General features: G+C 68.1%; 11 protein-coding genes and 1 pseudogene. 3 read left to right on the top strand and 9 right to left on the bottom strand.

Features of this window, described 5'->3' with window-relative positions; genetic code table 11:
* Window positions 1-101 precede the first annotated feature (101 nt).
* From drmB to ACWD4J_RS10190, 5 genes are all read right to left on the bottom strand, one after another.
* Window positions 102-1967 carry a DrmB family protein gene (gene drmB, locus ACWD4J_RS10210; RefSeq protein ID WP_451394876.1) on the bottom strand — a complete coding sequence of 622 codons (1866 nt, stop codon included), beginning with the start codon at window positions 1965-1967 and terminating at the stop codon, window positions 102-104.
* On the bottom strand, window positions 1964-5218 hold the full coding sequence (locus ACWD4J_RS10205) for a helicase-related protein (RefSeq protein WP_451394875.1): 3255 nt from the start codon (window positions 5216-5218) through the stop codon (window positions 1964-1966). The genes drmB and ACWD4J_RS10205 overlap by 4 nt, the downstream gene beginning before the upstream one ends.
* On the bottom strand, window positions 5215-7119 hold the full coding sequence (locus ACWD4J_RS10200; RefSeq protein WP_451394874.1) for a UvrD-helicase domain-containing protein: 1905 nt from the start codon (window positions 7117-7119) through the stop codon (window positions 5215-5217). The genes ACWD4J_RS10205 and ACWD4J_RS10200 overlap by 4 nt, the downstream gene beginning before the upstream one ends.
* Window positions 7116-11879, bottom strand: coding sequence for a sacsin N-terminal ATP-binding-like domain-containing protein (locus ACWD4J_RS10195; protein WP_451394873.1), 4764 nt, complete (start codon window positions 11877-11879; stop codon window positions 7116-7118). Before ACWD4J_RS10195 ends, ACWD4J_RS10200 begins: the two co-directional genes overlap by 4 nt.
* A gap of 208 nt (window positions 11880-12087) precedes the next feature.
* Window positions 12088-12297, bottom strand: coding sequence for a hypothetical protein (locus ACWD4J_RS10190; protein WP_451394872.1), 210 nt, complete (start codon window positions 12295-12297; stop codon window positions 12088-12090).
* A gap of 733 nt (window positions 12298-13030) precedes the next feature.
* Here ACWD4J_RS10190 and ACWD4J_RS10185 point away from each other — a divergent pair.
* Genes ACWD4J_RS10185 through ACWD4J_RS10175 form a run of 3 tightly spaced genes read left to right on the top strand, consistent with a single transcriptional unit; the run spans window position 13031 to window position 17055 of the window.
* The gene (locus ACWD4J_RS10185; RefSeq protein ID WP_451394871.1) at window positions 13031-15181 is read left to right on the top strand and encodes a helix-turn-helix domain-containing protein; all 2151 of its coding nucleotides are present in this window, start codon (window positions 13031-13033) and stop codon (window positions 15179-15181) included.
* Between the two features lie 3 nt (window positions 15182-15184).
* Entirely contained in the window at window positions 15185-16180 is a 996-nt protein-coding gene (locus ACWD4J_RS10180; RefSeq protein ID WP_451394870.1) for a hypothetical protein, read from the top strand.
* A complete protein-coding gene (locus tag ACWD4J_RS10175; RefSeq protein ID WP_451394869.1) occupies window positions 16177-17055 on the top strand; it encodes a DUF6339 family protein in 879 nt (292 codons plus the stop codon). Before ACWD4J_RS10180 ends, ACWD4J_RS10175 begins: the two co-directional genes overlap by 4 nt.
* A gap of 51 nt (window positions 17056-17106) precedes the next feature.
* On the opposite strand, the gene ACWD4J_RS10170 is transcribed toward ACWD4J_RS10175, so the two are convergent.
* From ACWD4J_RS10170 to ACWD4J_RS10155, 4 genes and pseudogenes are all read right to left on the bottom strand, one after another.
* Complete coding sequence (locus ACWD4J_RS10170; protein WP_451394868.1) at window positions 17107-18459, bottom strand: DNA cytosine methyltransferase; 1353 nt, start codon at window positions 18457-18459, stop codon at window positions 17107-17109.
* Window positions 18460-18470: 11 nt separating this feature from the next.
* A complete protein-coding gene (locus ACWD4J_RS10165; protein ID WP_451394867.1) occupies window positions 18471-19466 on the bottom strand; it encodes a DNA cytosine methyltransferase in 996 nt (331 codons plus the stop codon).
* Window positions 19463-19858, bottom strand: a complete 396-nt coding sequence (locus ACWD4J_RS10160) for a very short patch repair endonuclease (RefSeq protein WP_451394980.1) — start codon at window positions 19856-19858, stop codon at window positions 19463-19465. The genes ACWD4J_RS10165 and ACWD4J_RS10160 overlap by 4 nt, the downstream gene beginning before the upstream one ends.
* A pseudogene (locus ACWD4J_RS10155) lies at window positions 19838-20203 on the bottom strand (very short patch repair endonuclease); the annotation flags it as partial. The pseudogene ACWD4J_RS10155 and the gene ACWD4J_RS10160, both read right to left, overlap by 21 nt.
* Between the last annotated feature and the right edge of the window lie 44 nt (window positions 20204-20247).

The raw sequence follows: 20247 nt of genomic DNA, 5'->3' as shown, positions 1-20247 counted from the left end.
AGGAGAGTCCCATCGAGGAGGCCGCGCACAGAGGGTCGGTGCTGCACCACCCGGCGCGGTGCAGCGCCGATCTGTGTCGGCGTCCCCCTGCGGGCCGGATCCTAGTGAGCCAGTATGTTCGCGAAGAAGCCCAGGTGAGGATCTTCCGGGGTGCCGACGAGCAGCGCGCGGTCGAGCAGGATGTTGTTGTGCTCGCAGCTCGTCTCCGGGAGCATCACGCAGGCGTGGCAGGCGGCGAGGTTGGTGCCGTCGGTTCCGGAGGCCTCGGACTCCACGCAGAGCGGGTCGGCGGAGCACCAGGAGGCCCGACGGATCGCGGAGCGGATGGTGCCCGCCAGTCGTTCGGGTTCGCCCTGTGCGACCAGACCACCGAGGCTGCCCGCCGAGTCGCTCGTCGCGGTGTAGATGAGCAGGCCCGCCATTTCCTCGTCGGCGTAGAGGCGTTCACGGAGGGCCGCGGCAGGGTATCCGGCGTCCAGGCTCCACTCGTTGATCAGGACGTGGGCCAGGGTGTGCAGCAGCACCATGCGGGGCGTGGCGGGGGACGGCTGCACCTGGGTGGGGTCGGAGGCCCGCTGCTCCATCACATGCTGGTGGGCGCGACGCACGCGCTCGGCGCGTGCCGTCACGGCGGTGAGCTTCTCCCAGGCGGCGATAGGGCTCTCGGCCAGCCGGAGGAAGACACCTTCGCCGCGTACCTCCATGGCGGGCAGCCAGTTCAGCCGGGCCGAGGAGAGCGCAGCCTCGTCCGCCTCGGTGGTCGAGTCGGGGTCGGTGAGGCGGGTGAACGCCTTGAGAGCGCGGACCTCGCGGAGCTTCTTGACCAGCATGGGTCCGGTGACGCCGAGACCGTCGAGGGCGGCCGGGTCGCCGAGCGGCGTCTCGCAGATGAACTGCTCTTTACGGGAGCGCTCGCGCTCGTCGTTGCCGGCCCGGAGCCGTTCGTACTCCTTGTTGCGCAGGGCGCGGTAGCGGTGGTCGAAGGTGGGGGCCTTGTCGCTGTCGGCGTCCTCCTCCTGCTCGGCGGCAAGGAGTTCCATCACCTCGTCGAGAGGGACGGGGCATTCCCCACCGAAGGCGAACTTCAGGCACATCTCGACCTCGGCACGGCTGCTCAACTTGCGCAACTGGTCCCAGTACGGGGTGAGGGGATCGGCACGACCGTCGCTCCACGGCGGAATGGAGAGCGCCGACTTCAGCACAGGCTGCCAGACGGCGGAGGAACCGCGCTGGAGCGTGCGCGGGGTGAGGCCGCAGGAATCGGCGGGCACGGAGGTGCCGAGCCAGGGACGGGTGCCGCGACAGCGCAGGCCGAGATCCTTGAGGGCGCTCCTGCGGAAGGAGCCCTCCATCGACACCTCGGGCACGCTGCCGCAACTGCAGGAGACGCGGATCGACCGGAGCGAGGAACTGCGGCCGGAGGCACGCAGCGTGAGCGTGCCACCGCACGATTCGGCGGTCGACGTCCCGCGCCCTGCGGCACGGTGGACCCAGTGCCAGTAGGGGAACTCGTCGAGGTGTCCGGCCTCGCAGGCGATGACGAAGCGAGAAGGGACCAGGTCCGCCTCGCACGTTCCGCAGACGCTCTTCCCGGGCGGCGGGTTGAAGTCGCGGTGACGACGCAGCTCGTTGCACTCGGGGCAGGAGTGCATCAGAGGGAAGCGGCGGACACGGAGGCCGTCCTTGCTGGAGTCGTCGGAGGCGGGCGGCAGCCGGAAGTGCTCGACGTCCAGGATGCGGGCGAGCCGACGCTCGTAGACGCGCGGTGCCTCGTCCGCGTTCCAGTGCTCGTCGGCGCCGTCCAGCCCGGAGACGACGAAGGATTCGTGGTCGACGGCGATCAGCGAGCCGACACCGTACGTGGTGATCGCCTGGGCGCGACGGACCGCGCCTCGACGCGGCAGGTTGCGGGCGGGGGCGGAGCCGTCCGCGCCGGAACGACGGCGGCGTGCGGGGGGCGGGGTCATCGGGTTGCCTCCATGAACAGGGCGGACTCGGCGTCGACGTCGCGCAGGCTCCACAGGGTCGGCCAGGCCTCGCGATCCTCGGCCTCGTCGTTGTACGACTTCAGGAGAGAAGGGCTGCGTCTGCCCTTCTTCGGTTCGAAGAGCAGACCGTTGTGCACGTCCGCCTCGTCGAGCCACCGGTTGATGAACTCGTCGAAAGCGCGGGACACCGCCTCGGTCTCCTCGGGGGTGACGGCGCGGACGCGGTCGAGGAGGACCGGCTTGATGTCCTCGCGGATCAGGTGCTCGTAGGACTCCACCCGGCCCGCGGCTTCGTTCGGGCGGGCCTCCGGGATCAGGATCCGGGTCAGCGCGACGATCACCGCGTGCAGGCCGCGTTCGCGGGCCCGGGCGGAGAACGGGGTGACGGAGGTGGACTCGACCTCGCGGTACAGGGCGGAGTGGAAGCGCAGGAAGTTCTCGTAGTGCGAACGGTCCCGGGGCCGCGTCGCGTTGAGCATGACGGCGACCAGGCCGGGGTGGGCGCGGCCGACACGGCTGGTGGCCTGGATGTACTCGGCGGTGGTCTGCGGCTGGCCCATCACCGCCATCAGGCCGAGCCGGTCCACGTCGACACCGACCGCGATCATGTTGGTGGCGAGCAGGACGTCCACGGTGTCCGGGTCGGGCAGCTTCCGCTCGATGCCCTTGAGACGGGCCGGGATGTCGCTGGCGTCGACGCGGCTGGTCAGTTCCGAGTAGTTGGCGGTGGAGCGGACGGTGGTCCCCTCTCGCGCGGCGAGAAGTTCCAGATACGCCACTACGTCGTCGTGGACCTGCAGTTCGGCGGCCGACAGCAGCCGGAGGCTGTTGAAGTAGCCGACCAGACTCCAGTAGGCGTCCCGCACCTCGTCCGAGGTCTCCGCCTGCTGCGCCCGGTGCAGCAGAGTCGCGTACGTGCGGATCAGGAGGGTCGACTGGCTGGTGCCGGGGGCGAGGAGGCCCACGTAACGACGGCTGGCCTTTTCCGCGCGCGGGGTCTCCACGGCGAACCAGGAGTCCCGTGCGTCCAGGCCGGCGGGCGGGAACTGACGGACCTCACGGTCGAAGAGGCTGCGGCCCTGGTCGGCGGCGCGCCGGATGGTCGCCGTCGAGGCGATCACCTTGGGGCGCCCGGCGAGCTCGTCGACGGCGGTCTCGTAGAGGCCGGTGAGCGTGCCCAACGGCCCAGAGATCAGGTGGAGTTCGTCTTGGATGATCAACTCGGGCGGCGGCGTACGGTCCTTCGGATCGTCCCGGTTGAAGAGAGCGGCCGTGGCAGGACGCCACGGCATGGAGGCGAACTTGTCGACGGTGGCGATGACCAGCGTCGGCCGTGCGTCGTAGACCGCCTCGTCGATCAGGTGGACGGGCAGTCCGCGGGCGAAGTCGCAGTCCGTACCCGGGCAGCGGACGTGCATGCGCTTCGCTTCCTCGTCGACCTCGTAGGAGCGGGCGTCGAGGCGGGTGCCGCACCAGGGGCAGGCGTGCAACTGGACCGGGTTCTCGGTGGCGAAGCGCTTGTCGAGGTCCTTGTGGAGCTCGGCCAACCGGCCGGCCGCCTCCTCCAAGGTGTTGGGGGTGGCGGAGCGGCCGACCCACATGCCGAGGGAGAAGGGCTCCTTGCCCAGCTCCGACTCGTTGTCGCGACGCATCCGTTCCATGGCGCAGAGCAGGATCGCGGCCCGCTCGAACTGTTGGAGGGTGAGCAGCCGCAGGGTGTACCGCATCAAGACGGTGACCCCGCCGCCCTTCTTTCCGAGACGGATCCGACGCAGGCACGAGGTGAGAGCGATCAGGCCGAGGTACGCCTCGGTCTTACCACCACCGGTGGGGAACCACAGCAGGTCGGAGACCTCCCGGTCGTGGTGCTCGGGGGAGTCGATGCCGGCCAGGCAGAGCAGGACGAAGGCGATCTGGAACGGACGCCAGTACGCCTTGTCCAGTTCGGGGGATCCGACGCGGCCTCCCTTCACCCAGGCGCTGCGCGCCCGCTGCTCGGCCATGGCCCGGTTGGCGAGACGGAAGGCCCGCATCAGGTCGGGCTTGGTGAGCAGGAGGTCGATGCCCTCACGGATGCGTTCCAGAGCCTCGCGACAGGCGCGGAGCTGGGCGTCGGCGGCGTCGGCGTACGCCGGATCCAGGCCCGCGGTCTCGACCTTCTTGCGGTCGATCCAGCGCTCGTAGCCCGCGGCGAGCGCCTCCAGCGCGGCCAGGACCTCGCCGTCGGGACGCTCCGCCAGGCCGACCATGGACAGGGCGGAACTGTCGATCTCCGGGTTGGAGTCGGTGAGCAGTACTTCCACGGTCGGCACGAACTCGCTCCGGACCTCGGGCACACCGGCCGGCTCGGAGTCCGTCACGCCGATCGGCGGCGGCATCCAGTCCCACTCGGCGGCGCAGCCGTGGCCGACGGCGAAGGTCGGGGCGTGCCGGTGGAGCAGTCGGCTGGTGGCGACCTCGGGATCGTGCGCGACCTCGGGGGCGGGACGCTCCACGAAGGCACTGGAGCCGTTCGCCGCACGGATGACGAGCCCGCACTGGAACAGGGAAAACGCGTCCTGCAGCTCCCGCTCGCCGATCTTGTGGGTGTTGACCAGGGTCACCGTGAGGGTCACCGTCTTCGTGGCCCTGTCGGGACGACGGACGTTGACCCGCAGTGCGACCCCCTTCGCCAGGTCGAATCGCAGGTCGGGGGCGGGTGTGGTCACGTCCACCGTGGTGTCGGGCAGCGCGAGCTCCTCGCGCCGCCAGTGCTCCTGCTGGTCGGACGTGGTGCGGGCCTCGGCCCGCCGGGCCGGTACGGGTTTGCCGTCCGCATCGGTGGGCCGGTAGACGGCGGCCCGTGCGGCGACGACGACGGCGCCGCTTATGGCCGGGCGGACCGCGAAGGTGAGCCCCATGGAGGAGGGCCGACGGGATCCGGCGGCGCCGACCTCCTGCGCGGTCCCGGACTCCTCAAGATTGTCGCGTGTACGCAAGGGCTCGCTGTCCGTACCATCCTGCTCGCGCTCGTCGTCCGCCATCCGCTCCTTGGCCTTGTCGTCCACCGGCCTCGGATAGAGGACGCCGGTCAGATAGCGGTCGATGGGGGCGTCCTGGGTGAGGACCTCCGCGCGGTCCTCCGGCGCCGCGTCCGGGGCGGGGCCGAGCAGTTCGCGGCGGAGGCCCACCAACAGTTCCTCGTCCCGGACCCGGTAGTGCTCGGCGTGCCGGTTCTCCGTGTCGCTCATGCGCGCTGCTCCTCGTCGTCGTTCGCCCGTCGGTACCTTCCGATACCGGTGATCCGGGGCGCGATCCACACACCCCGGTCACCGAGGCCGGCGTTGGCGCCGGCGGCGGTGCTGCCCGCGACGGACTCCAGGGTGTCCACCCGCAGCCCGTGGATCTCGTCGGGCCACCAGGGGTCCCACGTACGGCTCACCTTCTGCACCTGGAACAGTTCCTGCCGGAACCGCTCCGAGGCCTCGCCGATCTCCCGCCCGTTGTGCAGCAGGACGTACGCCGGGCTCTGCCACTCGCCGAGCGGCAGGTCGTGGCGCCTGCGCAGCACCACCTCATGGCCGGGGGCGACGTGCTCGAGGAGGTAGGCCTGGGTCGCCACGGCGTCGGTCTCGTGGCCGGGAGGGTTGTCCGCGCACACGTCGCCGGACTCGCCTACGATCCCCTGCCGGTCGTACGACTTCCAACCACCGAGGAACCTGCGGCCGTTCGGCCTGCCTGCGGCCCGCTTGAAGATCGGCAGCGTGGGCGGATTCGCGTGGTACAGGTCCTGGCGGGCCCGGGTCATGGCAACGTACAGGGCACGGGCCTCGGCCGGCAGGTCCAGCTGCTCCTTGAACTGCTTGCGCAGCTCGGCGGTCGTCGGCGGGGCAAGGACGATCACCCGGTCGAACTCCAGTCCCTTGGAGCGGTGGACCGTGGAGACGACGATCCGTTCCCTCTCCGGGATGGCCAGCTCATCGGGGAAGCGGCCGTCGGAGACCAGGCGGCGCAGCACGTCGAGGTCGAGAACACCACGCCCGGGGCCTCGGGCAGCCCGGCGCAGCACGGCCCACAGTGTGTCCAGGTCCGGCTCGTACGGCAGGGGTATCTCCGCGAGGAGTGCGCGGAACCGATCCTCGGAGAGCGTGACGGAGTCGGTACGGCGCAGCAGCTCGGCCACCCAGTACGGCACCGGACGGTCCTCCAGAGGACGCCGCAGCCGGTGCTCCACGCCGTGTTCGTGGAGCAGCTCGGAGACAACGAGGGCCTGCCGGTTGTCACGGGCGAGGACCGCGCAGGTGTCGGGGAAGATGCGCAGTCCGTCCAGCGTGAACGGGTCGGTCAGGTCGCCCATGCCGTTCGCCGGGGCGAGCAGCAGTTCGCGCAGCTCTTCGTAGCGGGCCGCGGCCTCGTCGGCATCGGTGACGTGCTGCAGGAGAGGCCCGTGTCCCAGCGCGATCCGGGCTTCCGGGGTGACCGCCCGGAAGTTCCCGGTGAGGCGGAGCTCGACGAGGTCGTCCGCGTAGGAGGCGCGCAGCCAGTCGAAGAACCGTCCCGTCTCGTCGGCGCGTTCGGCCAGGTCCGCGATCTGGAAGCCGTAGACGGACTGCGCGGCATCGCCGACCACGGTGAAGCCGCAGCTCTCCTGATACCGGTCGAGCAGAGCCTCCACGAGGTCCCGGCGGTCGCCCAGCAGGTCCTGTACCTCGTCGATGACCACGTGTGAGGGAGGTACGGCATCGCCCGCCTCGACAGCCCCCTTCTCGACCGCACGGGCAGCGCCCTCGATCCGCTCCACGAAGGAGGCCGCACCCCAATCGATGTCCGGGTACGCCTGCCGCAGCAGCCCGTACGCCCAGGCGTCGAAGGTCTGCGCCCGCACCCGACGCGCACGCTCCCCGTGCCGGGCGATCCGCTCCCGCAACTCCCGGGCCGCCGCCCGGGAGAAGGTGAGCACCAGGATCTCGGACGCCTCCAGCGCCTCTTCGGGATCCTCGTGCCCGCACAGCGCGTCGAGCCGCCGCACCAGCGTGTGGGTCTTGCCGGCCCCCGCACCGGCGGTCACCAGGACGCGGGCGCCCCAGGGCTGCTCGACGACGGCCCGCTGCTCGTCGGTGAGCGGGGGGCTGTCGAGGTAGGCGTCGGTCACTTGCTGCTCCACAGGTGCTCGAACTGGGTGAAGACGAGCTGGGTGTCGAAGTTTTCGATGTTGTCGCTGACGTTCAGGATCAGGCAGCTGTCCTTGCCGCCGTTCCGGGGGCCGCGCAGACCGCGGCCGATCATCTGCTGGTACACGTTGGTGCTGAAGACCGGCCTGGCCACCACCACAGCGCGGGTGGCGGGAGCGTCGAACCCCTGGGTGAGAACACCGTAGTTGGTAAGTACACGGATGTGACCGTTTCGGAAGTTCTCGATGCGGTTGCGACGGTCCTGGGTGCTGGTGGTCGAGTCCACGGCGGCGGATCGGATACCGCGGTCGTTGAGCATCGCCGCCAGGTACTTGGCGTGGTCCACCGAGGTAGCGAAGAGCAGCGTCGGCCAGTCCTCCGGTAGTTCGGCCACAGAGTCGACGATGCGACGGCTGCGCTCGTGGTCGTCTGCGAGTCGCTGCTCTGCCGAGCGGGAGAGCACCGCCATCCGGTCGGCATGCGTCTTTTCGTCCCGGGTCAATTCGATCCGGCCACCCTCCAGGGTGCGGTGCTCGACCTGGGCGAGCATGCCCCACTCCTGGAGGTCTCGGTACGGGTCACCGGACGGGAAGACGCCCTCGTCGAGGCGTCGGTTGCCGAAGCGGCTGACCAGGCGACGGGTCTCCTCCTCGTTGGTGTTGCGGAACGGGGTCGCGGTCAGGCCGAGCAGGTGCCGCTCGGTCTCGTACTGGGTGAGGCCCAACTGGCCCAGGAGCTGGGTGTACCGCTTGGAGATGGCGGTGTGCGCCTCGTCCACGATCACCAGCGCGGCCTGGCGCAGCCATGCGTACTGATCGGTGTCCAGGCACCGCTCCAGCTTGGCGTCGATGGCGACGACCAGGTGCGGGTGGTCGACGACGTCTCCGACCTCGTTGCTGTTCCACAGTCGGCTGATCGTGAGAGGGCCCTGGGGGCCGACCTTGTTCCACACGAACTTCCAGCTCTGGACGGCCTGTTCGCACAGTTCCTCTGTCTGCGCGATCCACAGCAGCGGACCCTTGAGGTCTCCGACGCGCTTGACCCAGCGGATCACGGCCTCGGCGGTGACCCGGGTCTTGCCCGCGCCGGTGGGTAGCGAGAGCATGCCGCGCTGTGGGGCCAGTCGGTCGAGCATGGTGGAGATGTTGCGGACCAGGTCCTCCTGGTAGCCGTGGAGGATCGGAAAGTCCCGAGGACCTTCGACGGTCTCGGCCACGGGCGGGGACGGATTCCGCGAACCGGCGAACGAACCGGGCAGCCTGAGATCTGAGACGAAAGCGATGGCCGCCGACGAACCCGTGTAACCAACCGGTGCGTTCGGGAACCGTGCCTGGATGTCCCGGGCGTGCTGATGGAGCACGCCGTCGCCATGCGCGTTGAACGCCATCTGCGCGATCCGGTGACCGGACGGCTCCACGCCGCCGGTCGCCTGCAGCTCGGCCTCCATCAACCCTTCGGGAAGCCCGGCGCGCAGCGCGTCCGCGCCGATCAGCAGCTCGATCTTGGAGACCACGTCCTCGGCCTCGCGTACCGCCTTCTGCGCGGCCTGCATCGCACTGTCCCGTGCCATGCGGTCCTGGTGCTCCAGCACCGCCCGGCAGCCGGCCGGTCCCAGCCCGAGCCCGAGTTCGTGGTCGATCAGGAGCAGCATCTGCTCGGGGTCCAGCGGGACGCGGACCTTGACGACGTCACCCTGACGGGCGGCCTTCAACGGGGTGGCCCGCGTGCCGTTGGGCGTGCGGGTGATCTCGTCCAGCTCCGTGCAGCGCTGCACCAGACTGTTCCGGTTCCCGCTGTTCAGGCGTTGACGCAGGCCCGGGTACAGCTCGACGAGCGGCACCGCGTCGCCCTCGGCCACTTCGCGGGTCTCCCGGCTGATCACGTCCTTGTAGCGGAGCATGCCCCACTTTTCGACCATCAGTTCGGCGTCTTCGGCGGTCGGCACGAGCAACGCGGGCAACTGCTCGGCACGGAGCGCCCGGTATTCGGTGGCATTGACGGCGAGAGTGATCTCGTCATCGGGGCGGGTGCCCCAGGTGTCGCCGATCCGGCAACGGGTCAGGGAGTCCTCTGGGAAGTCCGCTTCGAACCGCGTCAGCATCACGTAGGTGGCGCCGACGAAGGCGTCGTCCTCACTGTGGGACACCTCGTCGAGGAGCGTGTTCCAGCGGTCGGAGGGCACCTCGTCGACAGTGGTGGGCAGGCGCAGCTTGCGCGCCTTCTCGGGGGAAAGGTCGGCGACCGGCAGCACGTCGCGGTAGGCGGCGAGCTGGGGGCCGACGGCTTCCTTGAGCGGCTTGATCCCCTGGGAGGTGGCGACCGTGCCGTACTTCTGCAACATCCAGCGGATCGGCGACATGACGGCCTGCCGGGTGTTGGTCTGCGCACCGACCTGACGGGTCCAGTTGTCCACCACGGCGTCGTCGGGGAGCACCTTCAGGAAGGCTGCGCGGGACTCCTCGGAGAGTGCGCGGAAAAGGTGGAGCGGGCCACCGATCGCGGCTCCCTCGACCTTCATACGGTTCAGTGTGGGACGGGGAGCATGACTGTTCAGGCCGCGCAGGTAGGCGGCGTGGACGGCCTCCCGGTACTCCTCGAACCAGGCCTCATCGGTCGTGGGCTGTATGCCGGCGGTAGGTCGCTCCTGAAGGCCGACTTGGGAGAAGAAGGGCGTGTCGTCGGAGTGGAACTCCATATCAACGGCGATGCTCCGGTCGCGTTTGGCGTCGACGACGACACCCGGCAGCATGCAGTCCTCGATCGGTCGGAACCGCCGGTCGGCGGTCCGTACGCGCAGCGTCGAGCGCGGTGCGGGCACCCGCTCCAGGACCTTGTGGGCGAGCCGCCGCACCCCGGCCTGGCGGAACAGTTCCCAGAACCGCTCCCAGTCGGATTCGCTGTAGTGATCGAAGCCCTGGTCGAGAACGCTGACGAACCGCCCCTCGACGTCCGCCTCCCGAATGCCCAGGACGTTGAGTGCATGTGCCAGCGACGGGTCCTGAGCGAGCGCATCGACCACGTACACCATGGACTCGCGTAGCCCACCCTGGTCGGCGCGACGGAACACCTTGCCGGGCACGGGGGCAACCAAACCGTGCTCCTCGGTGAGCACGATGTGCGCCTTGTGAGCCTCCTCTGCGTACGGGGAACGGGACTCGACCATGTCCGCGAGAATCCTGATCGCTACCGCCGAGGCCTCGGGTGTACCGTTCGCGACCAGGGCCTCCAGCCATTCGCGCACGTCGACCCGCCCATGCCCTGCCGCAGCGAGAATGTGCTCGACCTTGCCTGAACGCAGAGGGTCCGCTTCGACGCTCGGGTGCAGCCAGTTCGACGGTCGCCCAGGGCACTCGTGCCACATCCGCAGCCAGCCGGACAGTTTCTTCAGGTCCTTGTCGAGCCGTGGGTGGATACGCAGATCGGACGGTGAGCGCAGGACTCCGTCCTGGTCGGGAAGCGACGGGCGGTCCGCGGTGCGGGCCCAGATCTCTCGAGTCAGGAACTCGTCGGCCCAGCTGATCGCCTCCTTGACACGACCCGGCAGCAGCGGGAGGTAGGCGGCCGGGTCCTCGGAGGGAGCAAGAGAGGGGAGGGAGTCGACGACCAGCTTCGCCGCCACCCTGATCATCTCCTGGTTGAACGGTGAGGAGTCGAGCAAGTTCTGTCGGTCCTCGTTCGTCTTCCAGGCGCCGTTGAGGATGCCGCTGAGTGACATCTCGTACTTGGTCGGGAAGAAGGACCAGAACTTGCCACGACCGCGCGAGCGCGGGCTGAGGTACAGACCGCTCTCAGGATCCTTCTCCTGGGCGGGGACACCCCAGGCGAGTTCGAGTGAGAGCCGGCCGTGGAGTTCACCGGCGTCTGCACGGGCAGCCGGGCCCGGCTCGTGGGTGATGGTGAACACACGCCACTTTTCGGTGGCGACCGCCTTCCCGGTCCGCTCTTCGATCACGGTGTGCAGATCGCCGGTCTGCTGGGCGGTCAGTGTCCGGCGGGCAACGGGCCGGGGACGGCGGTCCTCCAGCACGACCTTCGCGACATGCGGCGAGAAGAGTTGGAAGCCGACGGGGAACTCGTCCCGGAGCTCTCCGTGGTCTTTGGCGCGACCACCGTGCATGTCCCGGCCCAGTCGATCACCGGCCTTCGGGAGCAGGGGCAGGCGAACGACGGTGGTAGCCCAGGTCAGCAGCTCGTTCAGGACGGGGTCGCCGGCGCGCTCGGACTGCATGTCGAGCGGGCGCGCCATCCGCAGCACGGGGGCGTCGAACTCCGTGCCGTACCGTGCCGTGACACCGGGAACTGCCTTGATCTGCCCGTACGACCAGGCGCGGTCGAATCCGAAACTTCCGCTGCGGCTGAAGAACTGGGGAGTGTCGGTCACCACGAGGACCGACTTCACGCCGACGCCAAATCGGCCGATCTGCCCTCCGCGTTTCTTCGACATGCTCATTCGGAGAATTGTTTCCGCGCCCTCAGGAGTAACTGGATTTCCCTCGTTTGCGCAGTACAAATACGCGTCCGTGAGAACGACATGGACGCGCCCGCCCGGCTCGTCGGCGATTTCGTCGGCCGCATTCTGAACGAGCTCGAAAAGCTGGCGATCGCCATATCCGCCCTGGGTGATACGGCGCTCGCCATTGGCGTGTTCTGCTACGAGGCCGGCATCCACGGCGTACGTCTGCAGGACGCGATCGGACTGCTCGAGAACTGTTTGAATTACCGAAGAGGATGAAGGTCGCACTGCTTCTACACTCCTGGGGTGTCAGGGTTCGAGCGAAGGCGAAATTGGCGGGCCGGCTGCCAACTTCAGACAGCCGGCCCCCGTTGTTGCGGTGCCGGATTGCGTCAGTGCGCCTCCACGATCCGGTTGATCCGGTTCCCGGACGAAGGCGTTCTTTCATGGCGGTGACGGGCTCTGGAAGCCTGGAAGTTCCCTGTGTCCCGCAGCGTCAGGCCAGGTGAAGGGGGTCGTCCGGCAGATCCCGAACCAGCTTGGCCAACTCGGGGAACCTGTCGGAGAATTCCTCGTCGGAAAGGTCGTGCTCGTAAAGGATCCCCGCTACCTCGGCCTTGCTTGCCGCCAGCTGAACCCTCAATTCGAATCCGCCCAGTTCCCGGAAAGATTCCAAGTGGCAGCTTTCGCAGTCCTGCTCATCCATCGGGTTCCCCACCCCTGTCTCTTGCGATCGCACAGGGGGTTGATTAGCGTACAGGTCCCCCGTGGAGCGGTTGTTTGTCCTTAGCGGAGATTCTTTTCCAGTCAAACACGCTAGCGGGTGAAATTCTTCGGCCGCCACCCTTTGGAGAAAACGTATCTGCGTGAGGTTGATGAAGTTGTCGACTGGCTTTGGACACACCGGTCCCCTGTCACCCGAAGGTAAATCCGAGCGGAGTTCTCCCCCGGTCGCCCGCTTTCCCTCGAAGTTCGGGTTCTGCGAGCGAGACGAATTCTGCGTCACCGTAGAAGCTAGCGGCAGTTCAGTCTGGATCGCAACCCCGAACTCCCGTTCCGCTGAGGGGATTTGATGATTCCGCTTATCGGGGCTGCTGTCACCGGCCGGGGAGTCGGTTGGATTGGAGGGGGACGCTGTGCGGGATCAAGTGGGTTCGCGGAGCGTGAGGTCGTGGTGCCGGTCGATGCCGGGTGCTGTGGCCGTGGGTGCGGTGTGGAGTGAGGCTTGGCCCTGGGGTGGATCGTGAGCGGCGCCCGGGGGGCGTCGAAAGGGGAGGCGCCTCCAGGGGTGGGGTGAACGCCTAAAGTCTGGACAAGTCGGACGAACGGTCTAAGTGCTCGGGCGATCGAGTCTTGTTAATTGTTGGTTGACGGCTGAGCCTTCGTCAAATTAGCCTCATGGTCGGCAACATGCGACCGAGGTCAGGAGCGGGTGGCTCGTGGAGACAGGTGAGGAGTTCGGGCCTTGGTTGGCCCGCCAACTCAAGCTCGCGGGAAAGACGCAGGCCGAGTTGGCGGAGGAGCTAGGGCTGACCCGAGCCGCCGTCTCTGCGTGGATCACCGGAAGGTCCACCCCGCGCCCGACCGTCATGGTGGACATCGCCAAGGCGCTCGGTACAGATGTGGGAACGGTTCACACCCGTACCACCGACACCCAGGCCGGCCTCCCGGTCACCTGGTACCACCGTCCCGGCTACCTCGATGGGGGCCGTGACCTGGGCAATGCCGCCGCATTCGCTTTCGACGCCGACGTGCAGGTCCTCGCCCGTGAGACCTGCCAGAACAGCCTCGACGAGCGACGGCAGAACGGCCGTCCGGTCAGGGTCCGTTACACGCTGCACGAGTTGACGGGCGAGGCGCTGGAGGACTTCCGCGACGCGATTCTCTGGAACGACCTCTTCCCGCACTACTCCGCTGTCTCGGAGAACGCCGGTAACCAGAAGGTCGGCCGGGTCGTGGACGCCGGAGTGCGCGACATGTACGAGAAGGGCCGTCTGATCCTGCTGCGGGTCGACGACTACAACGCCTCCGGACTCACCGGTGACGACTACACGGACGGCAAGTTCGCCGCAGTGGTCAGACGCCAACTGGAGAGTCTCAAGTCCGGGAACAACGCTGGTGGTTCATACGGTCTGGGTAAGGCGACGCTGTGGGCGACCAGCGCTCTCGGGCTCGTGCTCGTCAACTCCACTCTGTCCGAGCCTCACGAGGGACGTACCGAGCGGCGGATGATCGGCCGTCTCGAACTGCCTTGGCGAGAGGTCGACGGCAAGCCGTACGCGGGGCCCGCCTGGTTCGGGCGCCCCGATCCTGATTCGCCTGGCGCCGAGGTCGCCCGTTCCTGGTGGGCGGACGAGGAGACCGCGGCCCGTCTGCACCTGACCCGGGAGAGCGACGAACCCGGCACGTCCTTCCTCATCGTCGGCGCGCACGACGTGGCCATCCTCGACGAGAAGTCCTCCAACGTCGACGACGAGTCCGGGGATGTGGATGAGGAGGGCGGCGAGGACACGCATGACATTCGCAGGATGCACCGCCGGCTGGTCAAGGCCCTTGGGCGTGATTTCTGGGCCGCAATGACCGGAGGAGGTGGCAGACTGCCGCTTCTGGAGGTCTCGGTCCGCACCATGCGGAACGGCGACGTTGTCGTACCGGATGAGCAAGTGGACCCGTCCGCCGAGCAGCCCGCCCGGACGCGCGCCCTGCGGGCGTATTACGAGGGCACCACCGTGGAGCGGGTCACCGAAGCCGGGCAGGTGGCGGCACGAAGCGTTCCACTGCGGCTGCCGCTCGCCGGAGGCGCTCGGGGCACTCTTGGCACGCACCAAGCGACGCTGTTGGTCACTGAGGCCACCAGTGACGCGGACGCGCCGAAAGATCAGGTGCACTCGTTGCGCGGCAACCGCATGACCGTGAAGAAGGCAGGGGTCTCGAACGTGCCGCTCGGGACCAACCCTTTCCAGGCCGTGCTTCTCGTGGGCGAGGCCGCCGGTGATTCGGCCCCCTTCGCGAAGGAAGCCGAGGATTTCCTGCGTGCGGCGGAACCGCCTGAGCACGATCGTTGGGGGCAGACGGAGGAGCTGACCTTGCGCTGGTCGCCCTCCGCGTACCGGCGGATCAATGCGCTGACCTACGAGGTCAACAGTGCGATCAGGGAACTTGTCGCACGACCGAAGCGCAGCAGCCGTGAGGGTGGTGAGGCCCTGCGCAAGGCACTCACCGTGAAGAAGACGAGGTCAAAGGCCAAGGCGCCCATCGGGCCCGTGGTTCCCGTGTTGGCAGGACTCGATGCGACGATCGGTGACGACGGGGAATGGCGGATCACCGCCGAGGTCAGCATCCCAAGGGGTGACGAGGTCACCCCTATGGTGCCGGTCGCTCAGTTGGACGTGCGCTCCGGAGGACGCCCGAAGCTGGACTGGGCGGAACTCGTGGCTGTAGAGGGCTGTGATGTGGAGGACGGGATCCTGCGTTTCGCACCCGGTGCGCGCCGCGCGAAGTTCCGAGGCTCCACCGATGTCACCAGCCACCCGGTCAGGACCGCGCTCACTCGCCTCGTCCTCGAACTTCGCACGAGCAAGGGGGAGTAGCGCGTGAAGTCCTACCCGTACAAGCGTCCCAACCGGCCGGTCACTGTCAGGGTGACCTCGGTCTCTCTCAAGCTCGACGACGGTACACGCGACCAGCTGGAGACCACCGCGTACTCCACCCAGCAGCAGGCCGTCGCACTCGGCATCGCGGGCCACTCCGACTGGGTGAGCGCCACGATCAGTCTCTCCGCGACGCTGCCGCCCGGGGCGACCGCGACGGATGAGCCCTGGTCCGATCTGCGCGTCCTCGCTGTGCTGACCGACGGCGAGACCAATGTCCGTACCTCCGTGGATCTCACGCGGGACACGGAGAGCGGTCGGGACTGGTCTGGCTTCCTGGAGGTGCTCCGGGACGATCACATGGGGCGGGCCTCCCTCGCCGTGCACGCCGTCGCGACAGTGGACGGAGTTGCCGGCCGGGCCATCGCAGAGACCGACCGGAGCTGGACCATCGACACGGTCTCCGACGAGCCGGTCAATGGGCTCGAACTGGAGGTCCAGCGAACCTCGTTCAGGAAGAGCGCCCGGGAGTGGCTGCACACCTATGGCGACGCACCCTGGATCGTGGACACCTCTGCCAGGGTTCCCACCGTGTACGTGAACACCGATGTCGAGGGCGTCATCGGGCTGCTGGACACCAGCGGCTCCGGTATCGACAGCAGGGTTCGTGACCTCCTGGTCGCTCAGATGACCACCGACGCCTGGACCGCGGTTTTCCACGGCGCCATCGGTGATCTGGAGGTCGAACCTGGCAGCGGCCCGGTCTTCCCGACCGACTGGCAGGGCGAGGTCCTCCGGGAGATGCTCCCGGACGTGATCCCCGGCGTCCATGTGGAGGAAGCTCTGCGACAGGTCCATCAGCGGCGCACCGGCGATTCGGGCTGGGTGGAGCTCCAGACCCGCATCCACTACGCGGCGGTCCGTCGTGCCGATGCCGCCAAGGCGGTCGGCTATGCCATCCGCGGTCTGGAACAGATGAACCGGGAGAGCGAGACGTGATCACCAAACCGAACCACGTGCCGGAGCATCTCGCGCTGCTTGCCGCGTCGGCCCTCGATCCGTTCCTCACAGAGGAACTGCTCAGAGGCGAGGAGGTGCACGGCGGCATCGACCTGGCCAAGGTCGTCGAGGAACTTCCCGAGGACGACGCCAGGTGGTTGGTCGAGCCGATCCGGAGCCTTGTGGAAGACGCCATGTACGAGTTCCGGGAGGACCGCACCGGAGCCGATGCATGGCTTGCACCACGACTCCACGCCACGCTGCGCCTGACACGGCGAGAAGCGGCGGACAAACGTCTGTGGAACCACATCGGTCTGGCCGTAGCCCCTGACTACGTCGCTTGGCGCCACCTGTCGGAGCCCACGGCGAAGAGCCCGGGAAGACGTATCGCGGCAGAGCGCTTCCGGGGCCCAGCGGATCGGCAGTGCTTCTCCCGCCTGTGGTGGGCGGCCGAACTCTTCCGGAACGGGCCGGACTACCAGCCGGTCGTGGCCGCTTGCGGAAACCAGGACCTCATCCACACCGTTCTGCGGATGGACCTGATCGACCATCGCCCCACCGCCCAGGCTCTCGTTCGCCTCCTGAAGAACGGGCTGGTGGCCAAGGGACGAGAGGTCGCCGGTCTCAGCGCCGCGGTCAATGCGGCCGGAGCAACCTTGATCTACGACGTGCTCGCACCGGACGAGCCCAGGGATCCTGCCCGCTTGCGCGACTGGATCGCGGAGGCGGGGTCGGCGCCACCGGTCGGGCGACGCAGCCTCCCGGACGGGCCCGACGAGGACCCCGCCCCTGAGGAGTCTGTGGCCGCGCTCACTGATTACTTCGCGGAGCTGATCGAGACGGCGCCGATCAGGGGCAGGAAGATCGCTGACTGACTCGGCGCAGCAGCGCCCCGTCCGAGAGTCCTCCGGCGCCGGGTTCGCGAGCTACTTGACCGACGCCTTCTTGCTCTCGTCGTTCTTGCGTGGGTGCGGGATCGCGCGGGGCGGCGCCTGATCCTGGGAGTCGGGGCACCTGGCGGTGCAGGCGTCGGCGGCTCCACAGCCGTGGCTTCGCAGCTTGGCCCGCTGTTCCTCGGTGGCCGGTGGCCACGGCTTCGCCAGGAGATCCGTGCCCGGCGTGGGAAGACCCAGTGCGGCGCTCAGCAGGTGCGCGCCGAACAGGGGCGGTACGGCGTTGCCCACCTGTTGGGCCTGCGCCGTGCCTGACCACGGATAGTCCGGCGGGAAGCTCTGCAGCAGGCCTGCCTCGTTCATGCTGAATCGCGCGCCCTCGTAGACGATGTTCTCGTCGAGGTGCTGGAAGACCACGAAGCGGGAGATGCGACCGGTGACGGTGAATGCAGGCTGCCGGTCGCTCCGGACACCACGCCTCCCTGAGACTCCGGAGCTGCCGTAGTTCGAGCGGACGAGGAAGGGAGTGTCACGCCCCGGGAGGACATCTCCCATCGACCTCCAGTGCTCCCGCTTCTCTTCTCCGGCTTCCTGGGCATCGGGCTCGGGAGTGGTGTCCTCGTCGTCGAGGGTCGGCTGATGGACCGGGCTCAAGGGCTTGTCGGTCCTCCGGTTCCACTTCTTCGGTTCGTAGGCGTGGTGGGTTGCCTCGGGAAGAAGGGGCTCACCGAGCCCTTCACGTCGAGCGATCAGTACCGCGCGGGATCGCGTCTGCGGTACCCCGTAGGTCTCGGTGTCGAGGACATCGACGACGACCTTGTACTTGGTGCCGTCGGGAAGACCGGTCCTCTCCAGCACCTTGGCGTAGTGGTCCCAGAGGTCGACGACCGCGGGGACCTGTTCCAGGACGATGACGTCGTACGGGCGCTTCTCCCGGTTCACGCTCCTGGTCGCCTGAATTGCGTACCGGAGGGGTTCCAGGACCATCGCGGTACGCGGATCACTGAGGGACTTCAGATCCTTGTCGATCGCCGTGTCGGAGTCGCCCGCCATCAGTCGTTCGATGTACCTCTTGACCTCGTCCAGGGCCTTGCGGCCAGCGCCCTTCCCAGCCACGGAGTACGTCTGGCACGGAGGCCCACCGGCGAGCACATTGATCTCCGGCGGCAGCGACTCGAAGGATTCCCTACGCACCGTGCTCACATCGGCGTGCAGGGTGTCCAGCCCGGCCGCGTACCGCGTCAGACACGCGCTCCTGTCCCACTCGATGCCGAGACTCGGGATGTCGAGCGCGTGTCCGGCGACGTCCAGCCCTCCAGGACCTGCGAAGAGATCCAGGACAAAGGGCTTGTCGAGGATGGGCTGGTGGGACGCCGTGCTGGTCATGTGGCGGAAGTCTAGCCGGCAACGGAGATCGCCGGATCCCCGTCCAGCGCCTCGGCGACGGCTCGACCCAGGGCCTTTCCGACGGGCGGCGGCGTCGCGTGCCCGATCTGGCGGTACCGGGCGGTCTTGAGCCCTGGGATCTCCCATGATTCGGGGAAGCTCTGCAGCAGCGCCGCCTGTTCCGGTGTGATTTTCACCATGTTGTCCCTGCCGAGTTCGGGATCCCACACAAAGTCCGCGCCGGGGATCTCGTCGCCCACGGTGTGACCGTTGACGCCCATGGTGGCCCACTTCTGCTTGGCTCCCGTCGGCCCCAGGTCGGCGCCGCCCCGGTTCTTCGAGCCGCCGACCAGCGTCGGAGCCGGTTGATCGGCTTGGGCGGCCCAACGGGCGGCGTCCTGCCAACCGCGTAAGGCCATGGACGACCCCAAGGCGGCACCGACCGTCGTCGGCTGCTGCACGGTCGGTGTCGGCGGCCGGAACGCCTTGGCTCGCTGCCGTTCAACGGCTACCAGGACGCCCTGCTTGCGGTTCTGCGGTACGCCGAAGTCGACCGCGTTCAGGACGAACCAACTGAACTCGTACCCCAGGTGAGCAAGTTCGGCTCGGGCGAAATCACGGAACTGCTGGTACTCGTCCGAGTGAGCGAGCCCGGGAACGTTCTCGATGAGTACCGCCCGAGGCCTGATCGCATGGACGAGATAGACGGTGGCCTCCAACAGCCGCTCCTCCACACGCGAATCCGTCCGGCTGACGGTCGCACTCGACTTCACTCGTGGCAGGCCGGCCGAGAGGAGATCCACGTCGTAGCTGACGGGGTGCTCGACCGGGTCGAAATCCAGGAGGTCGGTGTGAAGCACGTTCCAGTGAGGCCGATTGGTCCGCAGAGTGGTGACGGAGAGCTCGTCATCGTCCAGCAGCAGTCGCGGCTCGAATCCCGCCTGCTCGAGCCCCAGAGCGAGCCCGCCTGCCCCGGAACACACGTCCACGAAGGTCAGTCCACTCATTCTTTCCTCCCCCTCGTTCGTTCTGTACGCCACCGCTCCACAGTGGCCTCCACCTGTACGGCCACTTCTTCAGGGGCTTCGTGCTCCCAGAAACGCAGCACCGTCCACCCCTCCGCGATCAGGTGTTCGGTCGTCTCCCGGTCGCGGGCCATGTTCCGGTTCAGCTTGATGCGCCACCAGTCCGCGTTGGCCTTCGGCTGAGTGGCGTGCTGAGGGCAGCCGTGCCAGAAGCAGCCGTCGATGAGGACCGCGACCTTGGCCCGGGGGAATGCCACGTCGATCCGTCGCCGGGGCATGCCCGGCACGGGGTAGTCCACGCGATAACGCAGCCCGGCCGCGTGCAGCAGCCGTCGCACGGCCGATGTGTGGCACCGCTCCACCGCGGCCTCCACCTGTACGGCCACTTCTTCAGGGGCTTCGTGCTCCCAGAAACGCAGCACCGTCCACCCCTCCGCGATCAGGTGTTCGGTCGTCTCCCGGTCGCGGGCCATGTTCCGGTTCAGCTTGATGCGCCACCAGTCCGCGTTGGCCTTCGGCTGAGTGGCGTGCTGAGGGCAGCCGTGCCAGAAGCAGCCGTCGATGAGGACCGCGACCTTGGCCCGGGGGAATGCCACGTCGATCCGTCGCCGGGGCATGCCCGGCACGGGGTACTCCACGAGATAACGCAGCCCGGCCGCGTGCAGCAGCCGTCGCACGGCCAATTCGACTGCCGTGTCCTTGCTCGGCTGCCTGCTCATGCGGGCCGAGACGCCAGGAGAGGAAGGCGTCACGATGTTCACTG

This window comes from Streptomyces sp. NPDC002577 (assembly GCF_053594815.1).
Note: the sequence above shows the minus strand (reverse complement) of the source record. Positions and strands in the feature narration are given on the sequence as shown.